Raw genomic sequence first — 20445 nt, 5'->3', positions numbered from 1 at the left:
CCGCGGTGCCCGCGACGGGCGCCGCGGCCGAGCGGCGGCGGGACGTTCACGCCGCCCCGGTATCATGCGGCGATGCACGATCTCCGCTTCGACAACGCCTTTCTCCGCGAGCTGCCGGCCGATCCGAGCGCCGCGCCCGGACCGCGCCAGGTGCACGGCGCGCTGTACAGCGCGGTTACGCCGACGCCGGTCGCCGCGCCGCGACTGCTCGCCTGGTCGCGCGAGATGGCCGGTTCGCTCGGCCTGTCCGAGGCCGACGTCGCCGCGCCGGCGTTCGCGCAGGTGTTCGCCGGCAATCGCCTGCTGCCGGGCATGCAGCCCTACGCGACGAACTACGGCGGCCATCAGTTCGGCCACTGGGCCGGCCAGCTCGGCGACGGCCGCGCGATCGCGCTCGGCGAGGCGATCGGCGCCGACGGCGAACGCTGGGAACTGCAGCTCAAGGGCGCCGGACCGACCCCGTACTCGCGCGGCGCCGACGGCCGCGCCGTGCTGCGCTCCTCGCTGCGCGAGTTCCTGTGCAGCGAGGCGATGCACCACCTCGGGGTGCCGACCACGCGCGCATTGTGTCTGATCGGCACCGGCGAGGCGGTGGTGCGCGACCTGCTCTACGACGGCCATCCGCGTGCCGAACCGGGCGCGATCGTCTGCCGCGCGGCACCGTCGTTCCTCCGCTTCGGCCATTTCGAGCTGCCGGCGTCGCGCGGCGAGCACGCGCTGCTCGCGCAACTGGTCGACTACACGATCGCGCAGCACTTCCCGGCGCTGACCGGTCCGGCCGAGACCCGCCGCGCCGACTGGTTCGCCGAGGTCTGCGCACGCACTGCGCGCCTGGTGGCCGAGTGGATGCGCGTGGGCTTCGTGCACGGCGTCATGAACACCGACAACCTGTCGATCCTCGGCCTGACGATCGACTACGGCCCCTACGGCTGGATCGACGACTACGATCCGGACTGGACGCCGAACATCACCGACCGCTCGCATCGGCGCTACCGGTTCGGCCAGCAGCCGGCGGTCGCGTACTGGAACCTGACGCGGCTGGCGCAGGCGCTGGCGGGCCTGTTCGAGTCGGCCGAGCCCTTGCAGGCTGGACTCGACCGCTACGTCGAGGCCTACGCGGCGGCCGAGCGCGCGACGATCGCCGGCAAGCTCGGCCTGGCCGAGCTGCGCGACGGCGACGCCGAGCTGATGCAGGCGTTCCAGGACTGGATGCGCGGCGCGCAGGTCGACATGACGCTGGCGTTCCGCGCGCTCGCCGAGCTCGATCCGCAGGCGCCCTCGACGCAGCCGTTCGAGGCCGCGCATTACGACGACGCCGCGCGCCAGCGCGGCGGCGCGCGCTTGCGCGACTGGCTCGCGCGCTACGCGGTGCGGCTCGCGACCGATCCGCAAACGCCCGGCGCGCGCCGCCAACGCCTGCACGCGAACAATCCGCGCTACGTGCTGCGCAACTATCTCGCGCAGCAGGCGATCGATCGCGCCGAGGCCGGCGATACGGACGGCATCGCCGAGCTGCTCGAGGTCATGCGCCGGCCGTACCAGGACCAGCCCGGGCGCGAGGCCTATGCGGCGCGGCGGCCGGACTGGGCCCGCGACCGGCCCGGCTGCTCGATGCTCTCGTGCAGCTCGTGATCGGCACCGCGCGCGTCGGCGTACGCGCGGCCGCTGCGCGCAACGCCTAGAATGCCGGCATGGCATTGATCACTCTCAACGCCGTCGACTACGGCGTCGGCGGCCCGCTGCTGTTCGACAAGGCCGATTTCTCGATCGAGGCGGGCGAGCGCGTCGCGCTGATCGGCCGCAACGGCGTCGGCAAGTCGACCCTGCTGCGCCTGCTCGCCGGCGAGATTCAGGCCGACGACGGCGACCTGCGCCGCCAGGACGGTCTGCGCATCGCGCGTCTCGAGCAGGAGGTGCCCGAAGGCACCGACGGCAGCGTGTTCGACGTGGTCGCTGCCGGCTTCGGCGAGATCGGCGCGTTGCTGGCGCGCTTCCATCGGCTGGCGCATGCCGACGAGGTGGACGCGGCCGCGCTCGGCGACGTGCAGGCGCGCATCGAGGCCGGGCAGGGCTGGGACGTCGAGCGGCGCGTCGAGGAGACACTGAGCCGGCTAGGCCTCGACGGCGAGGCGGTCTTCGGCCGCCTGTCCGGCGGCATGAAGCGCCGCGTGCTGCTGGCACGCGCGCTGGTCGCGGGACCGGACCTGCTGCTGCTCGACGAACCGACCAACCATCTGGATATCGAGGCGATCGATTGGCTCGAGCGGTTCCTGCTCGGCTGGTCCGGCAGCCTGGTGTTCGTCACGCACGATCGCCGCTTCCTGCGCGCGCTGGCCACGCGCATCGTCGAGATCGACCGCGGCCGTCTCAGCAGCTGGCCCGGCGACTGGGACAATTATCTGCGCCGCCGCGAGGAGCGCCTCAACGCCGAGGCGCAGGAGCTGGCGCGCTTCGACAAGCTGCTGGCGCAGGAAGAGGTCTGGATCCGGCAAGGCATCAAGGCGCGCCGCACGCGCGACGAAGGCCGCGTGCGCCGGCTCGAGGCGATGCGCCGCGAGCGCGCCGCGCGCCGCGAGCAGGTCGGCCGCGTGCGCATGGAGGCCGGCGCGGCCGAGAACTCCGGGCGCAAGGTGATCCAGGCCCGTGACGTGTCGTTCGGTCACGGCGCCGAGAATCTGATCGAGAATTTCTCGACGACGATTCTGCGCGGCGACCGGATCGGCCTGATCGGCCCCAACGGCAGCGGCAAGACGACCCTGCTCAAGCTGCTGCTCGGCCAGCTCGCGCCGCGCAGCGGCGAGATCGTGACCGGGTCGAACCTGCAGATCGCCTATTTCGACCAGTACCGCGCTAGCCTGCGCGAGGACTGGAACGCGCTCGACAACGTCGCCGAGGGACGCGAGTTCATCGAGGTCGGCGGCCGCCGCAAGCACGTGCTCGGCTATCTGCAGGATTTCCTGTTCACGCCCGAGCGCGCGCGCGCGCCGATCACGCGCCTGTCCGGCGGCGAGCGCAACCGGCTGCTGCTGGCGCGGCTGTTCGCGCAGCCGTCGAACCTGCTGGTCATGGACGAGCCGACCAACGATCTGGACGTGGAGACGCTCGAGCTGCTCGAGGAACTGCTCGCCGACTATGCCGGCACGCTGCTGCTGGTCAGCCACGATCGCGACTTCATCGATCAGGTCGTGACGTCCACCCTGGTCATGGAAGGCGGCGGACGCGTCGGCGAGTACGTCGGCGGCTACAGCGATTGGTTGCGCCAGCGCGCGGCACCGCCGCCGGCCGAGATCCGCAAGCCGACCGCCGCGCCGTCTCCGGCGCCGTCCGCGCGGCCAGCGGCCGAACGCCGCAAGCCGAGCTACAAGGAGCAGCGCGAGCTCGAGCAGTTGCCGGCGCGGATCGAGTCGCTCGAGACCGAAGTCGCCGCGCTCGCCGCGGCGGCCGCGGAGCCGGCGTTCTACCGAAAGCCCGCGTCCGATGTCGCGGCGCACCATCAGCGTCTGGCCGATCTACAGGGACAACTCGACGCCGCCTACGCGCGCTGGGCCGAACTGGAGCCCTGACCGCGCGCGAAGGGACGCGGCGAGCCGCGCGGACCCGCGATCGGCGGTCGCTTTCGCAGCGGATTTCGTTGCGTCTGAAACTAAATACCACGCCGTTGTGCGCTTCCGTCGGTGAGCGCCGTCACGGTTCTCCAAAACGCTTGCCGGGGCCAGACGCCAGACATATAGTCGGTGAACGTTTTCGTAATGGAGATGTCGCGGAAGGTTTACGTGCAGGCTGTTCTTCGATTCCGTTTGTGAAAGTTGCAGGGCTGGACGGCCCTATTCACGAAACCGTACGGGTCTCTTCCCCGTGCGCAGAGATCATCGAAACCGACTAGGGGTTACAACATGAAGCGATTGAGTCTGGCAGTTCTTGCCTGCCTCGCGACCGGCGTTGCCGGAGCCGCGGGTGTGCAGCAAGCACGGTGGGCGACGGCATTGCCGTTCACCACCCTGAGCGCCGTTACGCCGGCCGGCGGTTTCCCCGCGCCGTATTGCGCGGAAGCCTTTTCCAACAACGTCGAGCCGATCAGCCGCGTGCTGTTCGCCGGCATCGACAACGCATCGGCCACCACGGTCGGTTCGCCGGCCACGCAGCCGCAGCATCAGGACTTCACCGCCGTCACCGGCACGGTGGATCCAGGCGCGAGCTATTCGATCGCGGTCGAAGGCAATACCGACGGCGACTTCACGACGGCCATCATGGCCTACGTCGACTGGAACCAGGACGGCACGTTCGCGGGCGACGAGCTTTATCAGGTCGGCACGCTGGCCAACAGCACCGGCGCCGATGGCGTCCAGGCCGTAGGTTCGATCGCCGTTCCGGCGACCGCGCTGGCCGGCGACACGCGCCTGCGCGTGCAGAAGAAGTACACCGGCACCACGCCGCCGACGTTCCCGACACCGTGCAACACGGCCGGTTACGGCCAGGCCGAGGACTACACGATCACCGTTACCGGCGGTGGCGGCGGTGGCGACGCGTGGGACTTCGACGACGTCACGGCCCCGGCGCTGCCGGCCGACTGGACCTCGACGTTCGACGGTTCGGGCGTGGCGTTCGTGACCCAGACCACCCTGGTCGACACGGCACCGAACGCGGCCTTCGCGCCTGAGCAGGTCACGGTCGGCAACTCCTATCTCGACAGTCCGGCGATCAGCGTGCCGGCCACGGGCGGCGTGCTGAACTTCCGGTTCGCGTACAACCTCGAGACCGGCTTCGACGGTGCGGTGCTCGAAATCGCGATCAACGGCGGCGCGTTCACCGATATCGTGACCGCGGGCGGCAGCTTTACCGCCGGCGGCTACAACGGCACGATCAGCACCTCGTGGGGCAGCCCGATCGGCGGCCGCCAGGCCTGGACCGGCGAGCAGACGCCGGCCTATGCCACCTCCACGGTCGAACTGCCGCTTGCGGCAGCCGGTCAGTCGGTGGTGCTGCGCTGGCGCGTCGCCAGCGACTCGTCGGTCGCCGCCGATGCGCCGAACGGCCTGTGGGTCGACACCATCGAGCTCACCGCGGGCACCGCGCCGACCGATCCGGTCATCGCCGTCACGCCGGGCTCGCTGAGCTTCTCGGTCGCGCCCGACGCCACCGGCAGCAGCCCGCTGACGATCGCCAACGACGGCGGCGGTACGCTGAACTTCACGATCGACGAGACCGCCCCGACGTCGTCGGCGCCGCGCGGCTACGAGTCGGTCCTGCGTTCGCGCAGCGGCCGTGACGCCTCGATCGACATCGGCGACGTCTCGTTCGGCAAGGTGCCGGGCATGGCGCCGCAGATCTCGCCGAAGGGTCCGGTCCAGGTGAACCCGCTGCGCGGCCGCGAGATCGAGCTGCGCTCGGTCGAGACGCCGTTCGGCACCGCCGTGGACATCTCGCAGACCGCCTCGAACGCGCCCGAAGCGCTGAACGGCGTCGGTTGCGGTTCCGGCGACGTGGCGACCGGCAGCACGGCCGACAACAGCTGGTGGCGCCGTTTCTACTTCGACGAGCACAGCATCAGCGGCAGCGCGCAGATCAACACCGTCACGGTCGCGACCGAAGCCGGTCCGAACATGCCGGTCACGATCAACGTCTACACGATCCCGAGCAGCGTCGCGGTCGACACGATTCCGACCGCCCAGCTCACGCTGATCGGCACCGGCACCGGTACCGTCGGCGGCACGCTGACCACGACCACCGTGCCGATCACCGGTGCGACCATTGCCGACACCTCCGCTGTCGATCTCGTCGTGGAGTATCACGTCGACGGCGTGCCGGCCGGTTCGGGTCGCCTGTTCCCGGGCGGCAACCCCTCGGCGCAGACGCATACCGCGTTCATCTCGTCGACCACCTGCGCGATCACCACGCCGACGCCGACGGCCGGCATCGGCTTCCCGGACTTCCACCTGGTGATGGTCGTCAACGTCAGCCCGTCGGGCGGTCCGCCGGCTGGTTGCGATTCGCCGACCGACGTGCCGTGGCTCAGCGTGACGCCGGCCAGCGGCTCGGTCGGTCCGGTCAGCTCGACCGACGTGAGCGTCGGCGTCGATGCCACCGGCCTGACCGTCGGCGAGTCGTACACGGCGACGCTGTGCGTAGCCAGCAACGACGCGGCCAATCCGCTGGTCCAGGTGCCGGTGACGCTCGACGTGACGGCTCCGTGCCCGAGCGATCGCATCTACGCCAACGGCTTCGACGACGAGTCCAACGGCAGCTGCGGCGGCAGCGGTCCGGCCGTCTACACCGACCGCACCGCGTTCCTGGCGGCGATCGGCGCGACGTTCTACGAGGAAGCCTTCACCAGCATCCCGACCGGTCCGGTCAACAGCCCGATGCCGTTCTCCGGCAGCGGCTACTCGTACACGGTCTTCACGCAGGCCGGTGCGGTCAGCGGTCTGTACAACGACCCGGGCATCGTCTCGACCGACAATGCGGGCGACCAGATCGTCATCACGTTCACCACGCCGGTGAATGCGGTCGGCGGCAACTTCTGGGCGACCGACGTCTCGGTGGCGCCGACCGGCACGCCGGTCGTCGTGACCCTGAGCGACGGAACCGTCGAGACGGTCACCGTCACCGGTGCGAGCACGTTCCGCGGCTTCACGACCAGCGCACCGATCACCAGCCTCACGATCGACGCGCCGGAAGCGGTCCCCGGCTCGGCCCCGTTCTTCTGGTCGACGCTGGACAACCTGATCGTCGGCAGCGCCAACTGATCGGGTTCTGACGAAAGCTGTTTCGTCGAGAGGCCTCCCTTCGGGGAGGCCTCTTTTTTTGTCCGCGCATCCCGTGGCCGGGCGGTCGCCGCCTCCCTGGCGCCGGCGCGCGCCGTGACGGCCCCGATGGGCGCGTCGCCGAGGCGCCGTCGAGCCCGTTCCGTTGCCCTTCTTTTGAGTCGTCCGCCGCGCAACTCGAAGGCGGCACCGCATCCCGGCGCTGCGCGTGGAGCGGGCAGCCTCGTCGCGGCCGATCACGAGTCCGGCTCGGATGGGACGCGAGCTGCCGTCGAGACCGCGCCTGCTCCGGGCCCCGCGCGGTCGTCCGCTAGGCGGTTTCCCTGCGGTTCGAACAGGCGGACGGAGCGGTCGCTATGATCGGCGCCTGACTCATCCGCCGGGAGGCCTGCCATGAATGCACCGTTGCCGATCACTCACGAGGAAGCGGTCCGACACTTCGTCGCCGACGTCGAAGGCCATCGCTGCGTGCTCGAGTACGACCTGGCCGGCACCGTCATGACGATCACGCATACCGGCGTACCCGAGCCGGTCGGCGGACGCGGCATCGCCGCGGCGCTGACGCGCGAGGCGTTCGAGACCGCGCGCAGCCGCGGCTGGCGCATCGTGCCGGCGTGCAGCTACGCGCGCGTGTTCATGCAGCGCCATCCGGAATACGCCGACCTGCTCGCATGAGCGGCCCCGGCGCGCGTGTGCCGCGGCGGGATCCGCTGGCGATGTGCAGTCAGCGAGTCGGCGGGGAGCGGCGATGAAGGTCTTCCACTGCGACCACTGCGGCCAGGTCGTGTTCTTCGAGAACACCCAGTGCGTGGCCTGCGGCCATCGCCTGGCCTGGCTGCCGGACCTCGGCATCATCGCCTCGCTCGACGACGCCGGCGACGGCACCTGGACCAGTCCGGCTGCGGCTACGCAGGGTGCGCGCTACCGGCGCTGCGCGAACGATGTGGAGCACGGCATCTGCAATGCCGCGGTCGCCGCCGACGATCCGCAGCCGCTGTGCCGCTCGTGCCGGCTGACGCGCCTGATCCCGGACCTGTCGGTGCCCGGCAACCGTGAAGCCTGGCAGGTCATGGAAGCCGCCAAGCGGCGGCTGCTGCAGACCCTGATCGCGCTGCGCTGCCCGATCCTGAGCAAGCAGGAGGATCCCGAGCGCGGCCTGGCGTTCGAGTTCCGCGCCGATTCCGATCATCCGTCGGAAGGCGCCGCGATGACCGGTCATGCCGACGGCGTGATCACGGTCGCGATCGCCGAGGCCGACGACGTCGAACGCGAGCGCCGCCGCAAGCAGCTGCACGAGCCGTACCGCACCGTGCTCGGCCACTTCCGGCACGAGATCGGCCACTACTACTGGGACCGCCTGGTCCGCGACGGGCCGTGGCTCGAGGGCTTCCGCGACCGCTTCGGCGACGAGAGCGCCGACTACGGCCAGGCGTTGCAGGATCACTATGCCGGCGGACCGCCGGCCGACTGGCAGGACCGCTACATCAGCGCCTACGCCAGCGCCCATCCGTGGGAGGACTGGGCCGAGACCTGGGCGCACTACCTGCACATGGCCGATGCGCTCGAGACCGTCGCCGCCTGCGGACTGACGCTGCGGCCGCGCCGTGCCGACGAACCGGCGCTGGACGGGCGGCGCATCGGCGCCGCGTTCGACGAGCTCGTCGACGGCTGGTTCGCGCTGACCTATCTGCTCAACAACCTCAACCGCGGCCTGGGTCTCGGCGATGCGTATCCGTTCGTGCTGTCCTCGCCGGTGATCGAGAAGCTGCGCTTCGTGCACGACGTGCTGGCCGACCCGGCGGCCGGCTGAGCGCGTCCGGTTGCGTCAGCGCGGCACGCTCGCGCTGCGCAGGACCGGGTAGCGCCGGTAGCGCGAGTCCCAGGACGCGTGGCGGCGATGGAAGAACTCGAGCCGGGCCGCCGGATCGCGCGCGAATGCCGGATCCTCGGCGAGGCGGCGTGTGAACGCAGCGGCGACCGCCGGGTCCTGCATCATCTCCCGGCCGACCTCCTCGGCGACGTAGTCCTCCATGTACTCCTTGCGCTCGAACGCGCGGTTGAACCAGCCCCAGGCCAGGAACGAATCGGGCGCCGCCGGTTCGAGCAGCGCGACGACCAGACGCGACTTGGCCTGCGCGATCGGCACGAACAGCGCACCGGCGGCCAGATCGACGCGTCGCGCCTGCCAAGTGCCCTGGACCTCGAGCCGCTGCCGGCCCTCGACCGGCTGTGCCGAAAACGTCGCGTCGGTCGCGTCGAACACCTCGGCCTCGATCTCGTGCCGCGCCTCGCTCGTCACGCGATAGGCGATGCCGTGCAGGTCCAGCTTCTCGCGCATCCAGGCCGCCTCGGCGGCCGGCACCCAGTAGCCGCCGCGCGGCGCGAGCACCTGCGTGCGCGGCTGCACGTCGTCGCGCAGCGGCAGCTGCCAGATCTGCGGGCGGGTCTCGTCGTAGCGCGTCACCAAGGCGCCGGACAGGGCCGACGGCTCGCGCGTATAGGCGTAGCCGCGAAACGCGATGTCGCGCGTGCGTTCGCTGGCCGCATAGTCGAGCGCGATCTCGGTGCCGCCGAGCGCGGCCGCCGCGGCATCGGCCGCGTCGGCCGCGGCGCGCCAGCGTGCGCCATCGCGCGCGCTGCGCTCGACCACCGCGAGGATCGTGTTGCGGGTGATCCGCACGCGCTGCGGATACGGCTTCCACGAATGGGTCTCCACCAGCATGCCGAAGCGATTGCGCAGCAGCGGATAGCCGTGTGAGAAACGCGGCGGCGCGACGTTGTCGACGAAACCGGAGGCCGGATCGTCCTCGACGACGAACGAGGGATAGAACGGCAGCGGCAGCGAACCCTGCTCGCGCAGGCGCTCGAGCACGCCTGCCTGCAATTCGCGGCCGAGCGTGCGCAGCGCGGCATCGCCGGCGCGCAGCGGTTCGATCTGGATCGAGACGTCGTGCTCGAACTGCGCACCGTCGGTGACGTGCAGATCGACGATGAGGATCGGATCCCAGGCGCCGATCAGACGCAGCATCGCCTGCATCTCCGGCGCATCGGCCTTGGCGTAGTCGCGGTTGAGATTGAGGTTCTGCGCGGTCGTGCGCCAGCCCATCGCCTCCGGTCCGCGCTGGTTCGGCCGGTTCCAGCGGCCGAAGCGTTCGTGTCCGTCGACGTTGAACACCGGCACGAAGACCAGCACCAGCCGGTCGAGCGCGTCGCCGGCGGCGCCGTCCTCGAGCATCTGGCGCAGCGCCAGGAAGCCGGCGTCCTTGCCGTCGATCTCGCCGGCGTGGATGCCGCCCTGGACCAGCACGACCGGCAGCCGCCGCGCATGCGCCGCCTCGGCGTCGAGTGCGCCGCTGCGCGAGACGATCAGCACCTGCATCGGCCGCCCTTCCGGCGTGCGGCCGAACTCACCGCAGCGCACGCTGCGCGGATGGCGCTCTGCGAAGGCCCGGCACAGCGCGATGGTCTCGTCGTAGCGGCCGGTGCGGACGAAGTCCGATCGCTCGGCGAGCGTGCGCAGGTCAGCGCCGGCAGCGGACGCCGCGGCGCTCGACGCCGGCGCGCCCAGTGCCAGCGCCAGCAGCCCGGCGCAGACCAGGGCGCGCAGCGCGTTCACGGGCCGTCCCAGGCCAGGCGGCCGTCGACGATCGTCTGCGTATGGCCGCCGACCCAGACCTCGCCGCCGTCGATGCGCACCAGGATGCGCGCGTCGTGGCCGATCTCGCGGCCCTGGCTGACGCGGTAGCCGCGCGCGAACGCGCCGTCCGGTTCGCGCGCGGCGATGTAGGCGGCGATCAGGCCGTTGGCGGCGCCGGAGGCCGGATCCTCGACGATGCCGACGCCGGCCGGGAACGCGCGCACGACCAGATCGTGGCCGGCCGCGGTGCTGCGCGCGAATGCGCACAGGCCCAGGCTGTCGCTGCGCCGCGCCAGCTCGCCGATCGCGGCGTGGTCGGGGTGCCAGCCGCGCAACGCACCCTCGTGCGCGAACTCGGCGACCCACCAGCGCCGGCCGCCCTCGACGAAGGCCGGCGGCAGCGGACCGAGCGCCTGGCCGCCGAGCACGGCGGCCAGCTGCGCATCGGCCTCGCGTCCCTCGTGCAGGATCCGCGCGGCCGGCGCACGCACCAGCAGGTCGCGCGATGCGCCGTCGCCCTCGATGCGGATCGGCAGCAGGCCCGCCTCGCATTCCTGCAGCAGCACGCCGTCGGCGGGACGCGCACGCTCGCAGTCGAGCGCGGCGTGCGCGCTGCCGATGCTCGGATGGCCGGCGAACGGAATCTCGCGCTGCGGCGTGAAGATGCGCACGCGATACGAGGCCGCCGCGGCGCGCGGCCGCAGCAGGAACGTGGTCTCGACCAGACCGGTCCAGTACGCGAACGCCTGCATGCGTTCGCTGCTCCAGTCATCGGCATCGACGACGACGCCGAGCGGATTGCCGCCGCCGCGGCTCGCCGGAAAGACGTCCAGTTGCAGGAAACGGTAATCGCGCGGCACGGTGTTCATCAGGGCGGAGAGGACGGTCGGAGGGGAGGGGCGAGTGGAGCGGGTGTCGTCACGGCGGCCGCGTACAGCGCCAGCAGCCACCAGAACAGGAGGCTCCACCAGGCCGAATAGAACGCCAGATGGCTGTTCAGCGGAAACGTCGCGGCCAGCAGCGCCAGCGCGGCCGGGCGCGCGCGGGCGCGCGCGGCAGCATCGGCACGCCGCCAGGCGCGGATCGCGGCTGCGGCGCCGGCCAGCCACAGTGCCAGCCCGATCACGCCGGTCTCGCTGAGGATCTCGAGCACGATCTGGTGCGCATGCGCCGCGCCGGTCTCGCCGCTCGCGTCGACGAAGCGGTCGCCCGCCGCGGCGTACTGCGGATAGGCATAGCGGAAACCGCGTACGCCGACGCCGGTCAGAGGATGCGCAGCGGTCATCGCGACGGCGGCCTGCCAGATCGCCAGGCGTCCGGCCGAGGCCTCGTCGAGCGCCTGGCCAGTGCCCTCGAACGCGCGCAGGCTGCGGTCGATGCGCGCGTCGAAACGGTCCGACAGCTGCCAGGCCAGCGCGACCGCGATCGCCGCGATCGCCGCCACCGCAGCGCCGAGCGCGACGAACGTCCGCCAGCGCCGCGTCTCGCGCCAGGCCAGCACGGCGCAGACCAGCGCATAGGCGATCCAGGCCGAGCGCGAACCGGCCAGCAGCACCGGCACCAGCACGGCCAGCGCGGCGACCGCGAGGCCGCGGCGGCCGTAGCGTTCGCGCGCGACGATCAGCACGAACGGCGACAGCGTCGCCAGCACCGGGCCGAACTTGACATTGTCGGCGCCGAAGATGCCGGTGATGCGCTCGGCCTCGGCCGCGCCGGCCAGGCCGTAGCCGGTCAGCATCTGCACCCAGGCGTCGATCACCCACAGCGACACGATCGCCGCGATCGCGACCGTCGCGCGTTGCAGATCGGCCGGGCGGCGCAATGCGTAGACCGCAAACAGCGCGAACGGCGCGAAGCGCAGCAGGCCGGCCGCCGTCGACAGCGTCTTGTCGGGCCGCACCGCGGCCGCGGCCGAGAGCACGGCGGCCAGCCAGTACGCCGCGAACACGACCAGCACCAGTGCCACGCCGCCGCGCACCTCGCCGAGCCGGCCGCGCACCAGCAGCACCAGACCGGCGAGCGCGCCGATCGCCAGCGGCAGCTCCGACAGGCGGCCGACCGGCAGCAGCGCGAGCACCGCCACGACGCACAGCGCGGCCCACGGCACGTCCGCGCGTGCGGCGGCGCGGCCGCTCACGGTCCGGCCAGTTCGCGGTACAGCGCGAGCGTCTTGTCCTGCATGTCGCTGAGCCGGTGGCTGCCGAGCAGCGGAATCGCCGGCGCCAGCCGCAGCAGTTCGGCGGCATGCTCGACCAGGCGCGCGCGATCGCCGGGCGCGACGCGGCCGGCCGGATACAGCTCGGCGAGCAGCTCGCCGACGCCGCCGTGCGCGTAGCCGAGCACCGGCCGGCACAGCGAGAGCGCCTCGACGACGGTACGCCCGAACGATTCCGGATGCGTGCTCAGCTGCAGCACCAGCGCCGAGATCGCGAAGACGTCGCGCACGTCGCTGCGCGGCGCGGTGATCGCGATGCGGTCGGCGACGCCGAGCGACTGCGCGAGCGCCTCGAGCTCGGCCAGATAGGCCTCGCGCCCGGCCTCGCGCGCGCCGAGCAGCAGCAGCCGGGCGTCGACGCCGCGCTCGCCGAGGCCGGCGAGCAGGCCGATCGCGTCGGCATGGCCCTTCAGCCGCGTGCCGCGGCCGGGCAGGGTCAGCAGCGGCGCGCCGGCCAGCTGCGGGTATTCGGCGAAGAACGCCGCGCGCCAGGCGTCGTCGGGCTGGTAGCCGAACGGAAACTCGGCCGGGTCGACGCCGCGCGGGATCACCACCAGGCGCGCCGGATCGGTGCCCGGGTAGTGGTGCAGCGCGTAGTCGCGCACGCTGTTGGACACGCAGATCACGCGCTCGCCCTGGGCCATGATCTGGCTGTAGCGGCCCGGCGAATTGAGCCCGTGCATCGTCGTGACGAAATGCGGCCGCGGCCGCAGCGGCCGCAGTGCGAGCCAGCCGATCCAGGCCGGCAGCCGCGAGCGCGCGTGCACGATGTCCGCCCGCAGCTCCTTGAACAGCCGGCGCAGCCGGCGGATCAGACCGAGCGTGCGCAGCGACTTGCGGCCGATCGGCAGCGCGATGTGCTCGCTGCCCTCGGCGACCAGCTGCGGCACCAGGCGGCCGCCGGCCGAGATCACGATCGAGCGATGACCGGCAGCGACCAGGGCCCGGGCGATTTCCAGCGTCGAGCGTTCGGCGCCGCCCGATTCCAGTGCCGGTACCAGTTGGACGACGGTGAGCGGACGGCCGGACAAACGGCCCTCAACCGGTCAGGACGTATTCGGCGCCGCAGTAGGGGCACTTGGCATGGCCTTCCGCCTCGATCGGCAGATAGACCTTCGGATGCGAGTTCCACAGCGACATCGCCGGGGTCGGGCAGCTCAGCGGCAGCTCGGCGCGCGTGACCTCGTAGCGGCGGGCAGCGTTGGCGGGCTGGCGTTCGGACACGGCGGGATCGGGACGGTGCATGGCGCGGGAGGCTCCGGCGTGAAGCGGCCGCGCATTCTATCGCAGCGCCGCCGTCGATTTGTTCACGTTTCGGGCGTGACGCCGTGCCGGTCGCCGCTGCGTCATGGCCGACATGCCGCGGTGACCGGACTGGCCTAGAATGGCCGCGCCGCGCCGGCCGCGAGCGATGGGAGCTCGCCGCGACCCGGCCGCGCCTGCCTCACCCGCGGCGGCTTCGATGCGAAGCGGCCTTCATTCACTGCGAGGGGAATGGGTTATGGACTTTTCGAAACTGATCGAGCGCGTCAAGAACATCCTGCTGACGCCCAAGACCGAATGGCCGGTGATCGCCGCCGAGCCGGAGACGGTGGCCGGCCTCTACAAGAACTACATCCTGATCCTGGCCGCGATCCCGGCCGTGATCGGCTTCATCCAGAGCAGCCTGATCGGCACCACGGTGCCGTTCGTCAACGTCACGGTCAAGATTCCGGTCGGCGCCGGCCTGGTGCAGATGCTGCTGGTCTATGCCCTGTCGCTCGGCCTGATCTACGTGCTGTCGCTGATCGTCGATGCGCTGGCGCCGAACTTCGGCGGCGAGAAGTCGCAGGTGCAGGCGCTCAAGGTGATTGCCTATTCGTGGACGCCGAGCTGGATCGCCGGCATCCTCGCGATCATTCCGATGCTCGGCATCCTCGCCGCGCTGGCGGCGCTGGTCTACTGCATCTATCTGCTGTACCTCGGCCTGCCGCATACGATGAAGGTGCCGCAGGAGCGCTCCGGCGGCTACACCGCGGTGACGATCATCCTCGGCCTCGTGCTGTCGGTCGTGGTCGGCTGGGCCGCGGCGATCTTCTCGGGCGCCGGCGCCTACAGCGCGGCCGCGATGCAGGGCCAGCTCGGCGCTTCCGGCGTCGTCGCGCCCGGCAAGGACGATGCGCTCGGCCAGCTGCAGGCCTGGGGGCAGAAGGTCGAGGCGGCCGGCAAGAAGGTGGAAGCGGCGCAGGCCTCGCGAGACGCCGAGGCCCAGGCCGCCGCGGTCGGCCAGATGCTCGGCGCCGCGCTCGGCGGCGGCGACCAGGTCGAGGCGCTGACGCCCGACGCGCTCCGGCCGTTCCTGCCCGACACGCTCGGCGGCTGGAAGCGCACCGGCTTCTCGGCCGAGCAGAACGGCGCGATGGGCATGCAGATGTCGGTCGCCAAGGCGACCTATGCCGGCGACGGCGGCCATGCGTTGCACGTGGAGATCACCGACGTCGGCAGCGCCAAGGGCCTGCTCGGCCTGGCCGGCCTCGCCAACGTGCAGAGCCAGCGCGAGACCGGCGACGGCTACGAGAAGACCTGGAAGGAAAACGGCCGTCTGATCAGCGAGAAATGGGACGGCCGCTCGCGCCACGGCGCCTACAGCATCATCCTCGGCGACCGTTTCACGGTCGAGGTGTCGGGCACCGTCGACAGCATCGACCAGCTCAAGTCGGCGGTCGGCAGCCTCGACCTGGCCGGTCTGGAAGCGCTCAAGAGCCAGGGCGTCAAGCGCGGCTGACGCGCACAAAAAAGCCCCGCCGCCGCGCGACAGGGCTTTCGCAGTACCGACGGGGCGGAACGATCAGCCGGCCGGCTTCGGGCCCAGCGCTTCGGTCGTGATGCTGATCTTGAGCTCGTCGCTGATGTTCGGCACGTAGGCGTCGATGCCGAATTCGCTGCGCTTGATCGTAGCGGTCGCGTCGAAGCCGATCGCCGGCACCTTCTTCATCGGATGCGGACCGGCACCGTTGAGCTTGACGTCGAGCACGACCGGCTTGGTCACGCCGCGCAGCGTCAGATCGCCGGTGACCTTGAGCTTGCCGCTGCCTGCGGCCTCGACCTTCGTGCTCTTGAACGTGATCGTCGGGTACTTGGCCGCGTCGAGAAACTCGTCCTTCTTGAGGTGCTCGTCGAGCTTGGCCACATGCGTGTCCAGGCCGGCCAGCGGCAGCGTGGCCTCGACCGAGGCGCGGGTCGGATCGGCCTCGTCGTAGACCAGGGTGCCTTCGATCTGGCCGAAATGGCCGGTCGGGTTCGAGAAGCCGAGATGGTTCCAGGTGAACAGCACGTCGGTATGGGTCGGGTCCAGCTTGTAGGTGATCGGCGCGGCGAAGGCGCCGGCCGAGACGAGGGCCAGCACGCTGGCCAGAACGGTGCGACGGAGCATCGGGTTTCCTCCTGGTGACGAATGTCCGGCGCGGGGCCGGGTAAGTTGGGTGCGGATGGTGGCGGGTCGGAACGACCGTCCGGTCACCGGATCTGACGGCACAACGCGCCAAAACAAGCGCGAGGCGCGATCGGATCCAGGATCGGTCTGGCCACTTCGCCAGGCCGGCACGATAGAACGAACGCCGTGCGATGATAAACGGCGATGCGAACAACAGATTGGAACACGGGGCTGGACAATCAAGACCGACCGGTGGACCTGCGATGAGCGCGTCCGGTTCCGCGCGCTGCTGGGTCGTCAGCGACGGCATCGCCGGCAACCGGCGCCAGGCCGCGGCGCTGGCGCAGGCGATGGGCCTGGACGCCGCCGTCGTGACGATCGGTCTGCGCGCGCCATGGGACTGGTTCGCGCCGCGACTGGCCGCCGGTGCCGCCCTCGCGTTGCGCACGCTCGACGGCGCGGTCTTCGCACCGCCGTGGCCGGACCTCGCGATCGGCTGCGGCCGTCGCGCGGCCTGGCTGCTGCGTGTGCTGAAGGCGCGCAGCGGCGGCCGCTGCTATACCGTGCAGATCCTCGATCCGCGCATCGATCCCGGTCATTTCGACATCGTCGTCGCGCCGCGCCACGATGGACTCGCCGGCCCGCACGTGATCGGGACGATCGGCTCGATCCATCCGGTCGGCCCGGCCTGGCTGGCCGAGGCGCATGCACGCTTCGCCGCGCTCGCGCAGTGGCCGCAGCCGCGCGTCGCGGTGCTGATCGGCGCCGGCAACGGTGCGCAGCGTATCGACGAGGCCTACTTCCGCCGGTTCGTCGACGCGCTCGCCGCGCGTCACGGCGCCGACGGCGGCAGCTTCCTGGTCACGCTGTCGCGGCGTACGCCGGCCGCGCTGCGCCCGTGGCTGCGACGGGCCTTCGCGCCATTCCCGGGCCTGTTCTGGGACAGCGACGCCGATGGCGAGAATCCGTATGCGGGCCTGCTGGCCTGGGCCGACCGCATCGTCGTCACGCCCGATTCGGTCAACATGCTGTCGGAGGCCGCCGCGACCGGCGTGCCGGTCGCGACCTTCGCGCCCGAGTCGATCGGCGGCAAGTTCGCGCAGTTCCACGAGGCCTTGCGCCGCGGCGGCTGGCTGCAGTCGCTCGACGAGGCGCCGCGCGCGCCGGAGCGGCCGCTGGCCGAAACCGGCGAAGTCGCCGCCGAGGTGCTGCGGCGCTGGCGTGCGGCGAGCCTCTCGACCTGAGGGTTCGCACGCGATGGAAGCATCCCCGTTTCGGCTGCTCTTCGCGCTGAAGCGAGCCGGGTCGTGCAGGGCAGGCGAGGCACCGGCGCCGGCCGCCACGGCGCGAGCCATCGCAGCGGCAACCCATGAATCTGCGAGTACGGAATCGACGGCCGATCGCTGCACCCGAGCGTGCGCGAAGATGCACGAAAAAGGCGGAGCGGCCTCGCGACCGTCTCCGCCTTGTGTCATCGGTACCGCGTCGAAGCGATCAGATCAGCTTCAGCGAGCCCTTCATGATGCTCCAGTGGCCCGGGAACGAACAGAAGAACGTGTAGTCGCCGTCGGCCGCGAGCTTGGAGACGTCGAACGTCACCGAGTCGGTCTCGCCGGCGCCGATCACCTTGGTATGCGCGATCACGCGGGCATCGCCGGGCTTGATGTAGTCCTTGTCGAGGCCGGCCGACATGCCGTCGGTCGCCACGCCCTGGACGTCGGAGGTCTTGGCCAGCACCCAGTTGTGGCCCATCACGTTCTTGGCGAGCTGGCCGGGATGCTTGAGGTTGACCGTGAACTGCTTGCAGCTCTTGCTGACCTCGATGCTGGTCTTGTCGAACTTCATCATGTCGTCGCCGGCGATGTCGACCGAGCATTCGGCGGCGAAGACCGGGGCGGCCAGCGCGAACAGGCCGGCGGCGAGCAATAGTCTGGACATGGATGTGACTCCTTGAGAACCGGTGGAGGAAGGTTGCGTGGGTCGATGTCCGTTCTTCGGGCGGGTGCCGGTGCGCGAGCGGATGCTGGCGCCGGACCTTGGCATGACGGACTCGTCGACGACCGCGGCCATGATAAGCCGGCCGGCATGAATACGGTGTCGGCGGTGCGCACTGCGACGATCGGTCGCGTCGCGGCGCAGGCGGCTCCGGCGCCTCGGGCCGGCCGCGGCCGCCGCTGTTCCGCCTGAACGCCAGTGTGTCACTTCGGGAGCAATTCCTATTGCAACGCAACAGGAAATTCTCCCGGGCACGTCCGCAACTCCTTGAATCGTCAGGCCGCAATGTCCGTCTTCGCGCTTGGCACATCCGCTGCTTAACAAGCGTCGCGCAACGATCGACGAGGTGCTGGTTGGTAGCGCGCGGCCCGTGGGTAGGTGCCTTCGGCATCGCCGTTGCCAGGGGTCTTCCGTCTGCGAATGAGGAGAGCAACGAATGAAATTTCGACGAGTAGCGATGGTGTGTACCGCGGTGCTCATGGGGGCGGTCAGTGCGGGCGCGATGGCGAACCCGGAGACGATCGAGCGGCAGAAGGATCCGAACCAGTGGCCGGCGCCCGGCCGCGATCTGTCGATGACGCGGCACAGCCCGCTCAAGGACATCTCGACCGACAACGTCGGCAAGCTGCAGATGATCTGGTCGCAGTCCAGCGGCACGCTGCGCGGCCACGAGGGCCAGCCGGTCGTCGTGACCGAGGGCGGCAAGGCGATGATGTACCTGATCAGCGGCTGGCCGAACATCGTGCAGGCGCTGGACTTGAGCGACCCGGACAATCCCAAGGCGATCTGGAAGTACGTCAAGCAGGAGGACCGCGACGAGTCGGCGGTGCCGCGCGCCTGCTGCGACACGGTCAACCGCGGCCTGTCCTACGCCGACGGAAAGGTCGTGTTCGGCACGCTCGACGGCTTCGTGATCGCGCTCGACGCCAAGACCGGCAAGGAGCTGTGGGTCGTCAAGCACGCGTTCCCCGAGAACGGCGAGACGATCACGCCGGCGCCGCTGATCGCCGAGAACAAGGTGCTGATCGGCTTCGGCGGTGACGAGTTCGCCGCGCGCGGCCGCTTCACGGCCTACAACCTGGCCGACGGCAAGAAGCTCTGGGAATGCCACGCCACCGGTCCCGACAAGGACGTGTGCGTGACCAAGAACACCAACAAGGCCAATCCGCATTACGGCCAGGGCGGCAAGGATCTGGGCGTCACCGGCTATCCGGGCGACGAGTGGAAGCGCGGCGGCGGCGCCAGCTGGGGCTTCTACAGCTATGACCCGGAGCTCAAGCTGGTCTACCACGCGACCGGCAACCCGGGCCTGTGGAGTCCTTCGTTCCGCTGCAAGCACAAGACCCACGAGGAGTGCAACGACGGCAGCCAGGACAACCACTGGTCGATGACGATCTTCGCGCGCAAGATCGATACCGGCGAGGCGGTATGGGCCTACCAGATGACGCCGTTCGACCAGTGGGACTACGACGGCATCAACGAGAACATGCTGGCCGACTGGACGATCGACGGCAAGAAGCGCAAGGTCCTCGTGCACTTCGACCGCAACGGCTTCGCCTACGTGCTCGACCGCGTCGACGGCACCCTGCTCAAGGCGCACAAGTACGTCACCGCCAACTGGGCCGAGAAGGTCGACATGAAGACCGGCAAGCCGGTCAAGGTCAAGGAGCACTCGCCGTTCTCGGTCGAGCAGAACACGCAGGTCTGCCCGTCGGCGATGGGCGGCAAGGACCAGCAGCCGTGCGCGCTCGATCCGAACGAGGAAGGCGTCGCCTACTGCCCGACCAACAACTGGTGCATGGAGCTCGAGCCTCAGGAGCGTGCGCACACCCAGCAGGGCACGGTCTACGTGTTCGCCAACGTCTACATGTACCCGGAGAAGCCGGGCGTGACCGGCAAGTTCAAGAAGTTCAACGTGCTGACCGGCGAGACGGTGTGGGAGATCCCCGATCCGTATCCGAACTGGGGCGGCGCGCTGATCACCGACGGCGGCCTGGCGTTCTACGGCAGCCTCGGCGGCGACTTCCGCGCGGTCGACCGCAAGACCGGCAAGGTGCTGTGGTCGCGCAAGCTCGGCTCCGGCGTGATCGGCAACCCGATCACCTACAAGGTCAACGGCAAGCAGTACGTGTCGGTGTGGAGCGGCATCGGCGGCTGGATCGGCCTGCCGGTCACCGCGGGCCTGGATCTGGAGGACAAGTTCGGCGCGATCGGCGCCACCGCGATGACCAAGGCGGCCAACCTCGACAAGATTCCGCAGGGCGGCACGCTCTACACGTTCCGCGTGGGCGACTGATGCACCTGGCGGGTTGAGTCGATCGATCGAAAGGCCCGGCGCCGACGAGGCGCCGGGCATTCGTTTTTTTACCACCAAGGTCGTGTTGTTCCGCAGATCCGGCAGGCGCAAGGTCGCCTCGGACATGAC

15 protein-coding genes are annotated in these 20445 nt (G+C 70.4%); 8 read left to right on the top strand and 7 right to left on the bottom strand.

All coding sequences use genetic code 11. The annotated features are described in order from the left end of the window. The first annotated feature begins 72 nt into the window (after positions 1 to 72). The 5 genes from VMR06_RS06110 (at position 73) to VMR06_RS06090 (ending at position 8571) form a co-directional block, all read left to right on the top strand. A complete protein-coding gene (locus VMR06_RS06110) occupies positions 73 to 1632 on the top strand; it encodes a protein adenylyltransferase SelO (protein ID WP_325374121.1) in 1560 nt (519 codons plus the stop codon). A 59-nt stretch (positions 1633 to 1691) separates the two neighbouring features. Continuing rightward, positions 1692 to 3563, top strand: coding sequence for an ATP-binding cassette domain-containing protein (locus VMR06_RS06105; protein ID WP_325374119.1), 1872 nt, complete (start codon positions 1692 to 1694; stop codon positions 3561 to 3563). A gap of 393 nt (positions 3564 to 3956) precedes the next feature. Further along, positions 3957 to 6743 (top strand): GEVED domain-containing protein, encoded by a 2787-nt coding sequence (locus VMR06_RS06100; protein ID WP_325374117.1) that lies wholly within the window; start codon positions 3957 to 3959, stop codon positions 6741 to 6743. A 411-nt stretch (positions 6744 to 7154) separates the two neighbouring features. Continuing rightward, complete coding sequence (locus VMR06_RS06095; RefSeq protein ID WP_325374114.1) at positions 7155 to 7436, top strand: GNAT family N-acetyltransferase; 282 nt, start codon at positions 7155 to 7157, stop codon at positions 7434 to 7436. 73 nt (positions 7437 to 7509) lie between these two features. Then, complete coding sequence (locus VMR06_RS06090) at positions 7510 to 8571, top strand: putative zinc-binding peptidase (RefSeq protein WP_325374112.1); 1062 nt, start codon at positions 7510 to 7512, stop codon at positions 8569 to 8571. Positions 8572 to 8586: 15 nt separating this feature from the next. Here VMR06_RS06090 and VMR06_RS06085 read toward each other — a convergent pair whose 3' ends face one another. From VMR06_RS06085 to VMR06_RS06065, 5 genes are read right to left on the bottom strand one after another with little or no spacing between them, the layout of a single operon-like run. Continuing rightward, positions 8587 to 10359, bottom strand: a complete 1773-nt coding sequence (locus VMR06_RS06085) for a M14 family metallopeptidase (RefSeq protein ID WP_414648072.1) — start codon at positions 10357 to 10359, stop codon at positions 8587 to 8589. Between the two features lie 14 nt (positions 10360 to 10373). Further along, the gene (locus tag VMR06_RS06080) at positions 10374 to 11267 is read right to left on the bottom strand and encodes a PhzF family phenazine biosynthesis protein (protein WP_325374111.1); all 894 of its coding nucleotides are present in this window, start codon (positions 11265 to 11267) and stop codon (positions 10374 to 10376) included. Further along, complete coding sequence (locus tag VMR06_RS06075) at positions 11267 to 12535, bottom strand: O-antigen ligase family protein (RefSeq protein WP_325374109.1); 1269 nt, start codon at positions 12533 to 12535, stop codon at positions 11267 to 11269. Before VMR06_RS06075 ends, VMR06_RS06080 begins: the two co-directional genes overlap by 1 nt. Next, positions 12532 to 13644: a glycosyltransferase gene (locus tag VMR06_RS06070; RefSeq protein ID WP_325374107.1), complete on the bottom strand. Its 1113-nt coding sequence runs from the start codon at positions 13642 to 13644 to the stop codon at positions 12532 to 12534. The genes VMR06_RS06075 and VMR06_RS06070 overlap by 4 nt, the downstream gene beginning before the upstream one ends. A gap of 7 nt (positions 13645 to 13651) precedes the next feature. Then, positions 13652 to 13858, bottom strand: a complete 207-nt coding sequence (locus VMR06_RS06065) for a zinc-finger domain-containing protein (protein ID WP_325374105.1) — start codon at positions 13856 to 13858, stop codon at positions 13652 to 13654. A 256-nt stretch (positions 13859 to 14114) separates the two neighbouring features. Between VMR06_RS06065 and VMR06_RS06060 the strand changes: the two genes are divergently transcribed. Continuing rightward, the gene (locus tag VMR06_RS06060) at positions 14115 to 15377 is read left to right on the top strand and encodes a Yip1 family protein (RefSeq protein ID WP_325374103.1); all 1263 of its coding nucleotides are present in this window, start codon (positions 14115 to 14117) and stop codon (positions 15375 to 15377) included. 63 nt (positions 15378 to 15440) lie between these two features. Here VMR06_RS06060 and VMR06_RS06055 read toward each other — a convergent pair whose 3' ends face one another. Beyond that, positions 15441 to 16025 (bottom strand): YceI family protein, encoded by a 585-nt coding sequence (locus VMR06_RS06055; RefSeq protein ID WP_325374101.1) that lies wholly within the window; start codon positions 16023 to 16025, stop codon positions 15441 to 15443. Positions 16026 to 16288: 263 nt separating this feature from the next. Between VMR06_RS06055 and VMR06_RS06050 the strand changes: the two genes are divergently transcribed. Next, positions 16289 to 17269, top strand: a complete 981-nt coding sequence (locus VMR06_RS06050) for a mitochondrial fission ELM1 family protein (RefSeq protein WP_325374097.1) — start codon at positions 16289 to 16291, stop codon at positions 17267 to 17269. Positions 17270 to 17519: 250 nt separating this feature from the next. On the opposite strand, the gene azu is transcribed toward VMR06_RS06050, so the two are convergent. After that, a complete protein-coding gene (gene azu, locus VMR06_RS06045) occupies positions 17520 to 17963 on the bottom strand; it encodes an azurin (RefSeq protein ID WP_325374093.1) in 444 nt (147 codons plus the stop codon). 493 nt (positions 17964 to 18456) lie between these two features. Here azu and VMR06_RS06040 point away from each other — a divergent pair, with 493 nt between their 5' ends. Next, entirely contained in the window at positions 18457 to 20316 is a 1860-nt protein-coding gene (locus VMR06_RS06040) for a PQQ-dependent dehydrogenase, methanol/ethanol family (RefSeq protein ID WP_325374092.1), read from the top strand. The last annotated feature ends 129 nt before the right edge of the window (positions 20317 to 20445 follow it).

This window comes from Dokdonella sp. (assembly GCF_035511235.1).
In the GTDB taxonomy this organism is placed as follows: Bacteria; Pseudomonadota; Gammaproteobacteria; order Xanthomonadales; family Rhodanobacteraceae; genus Dokdonella.
Note: the sequence above shows the minus strand (reverse complement) of the source record. Positions and strands in the feature narration are given on the sequence as shown.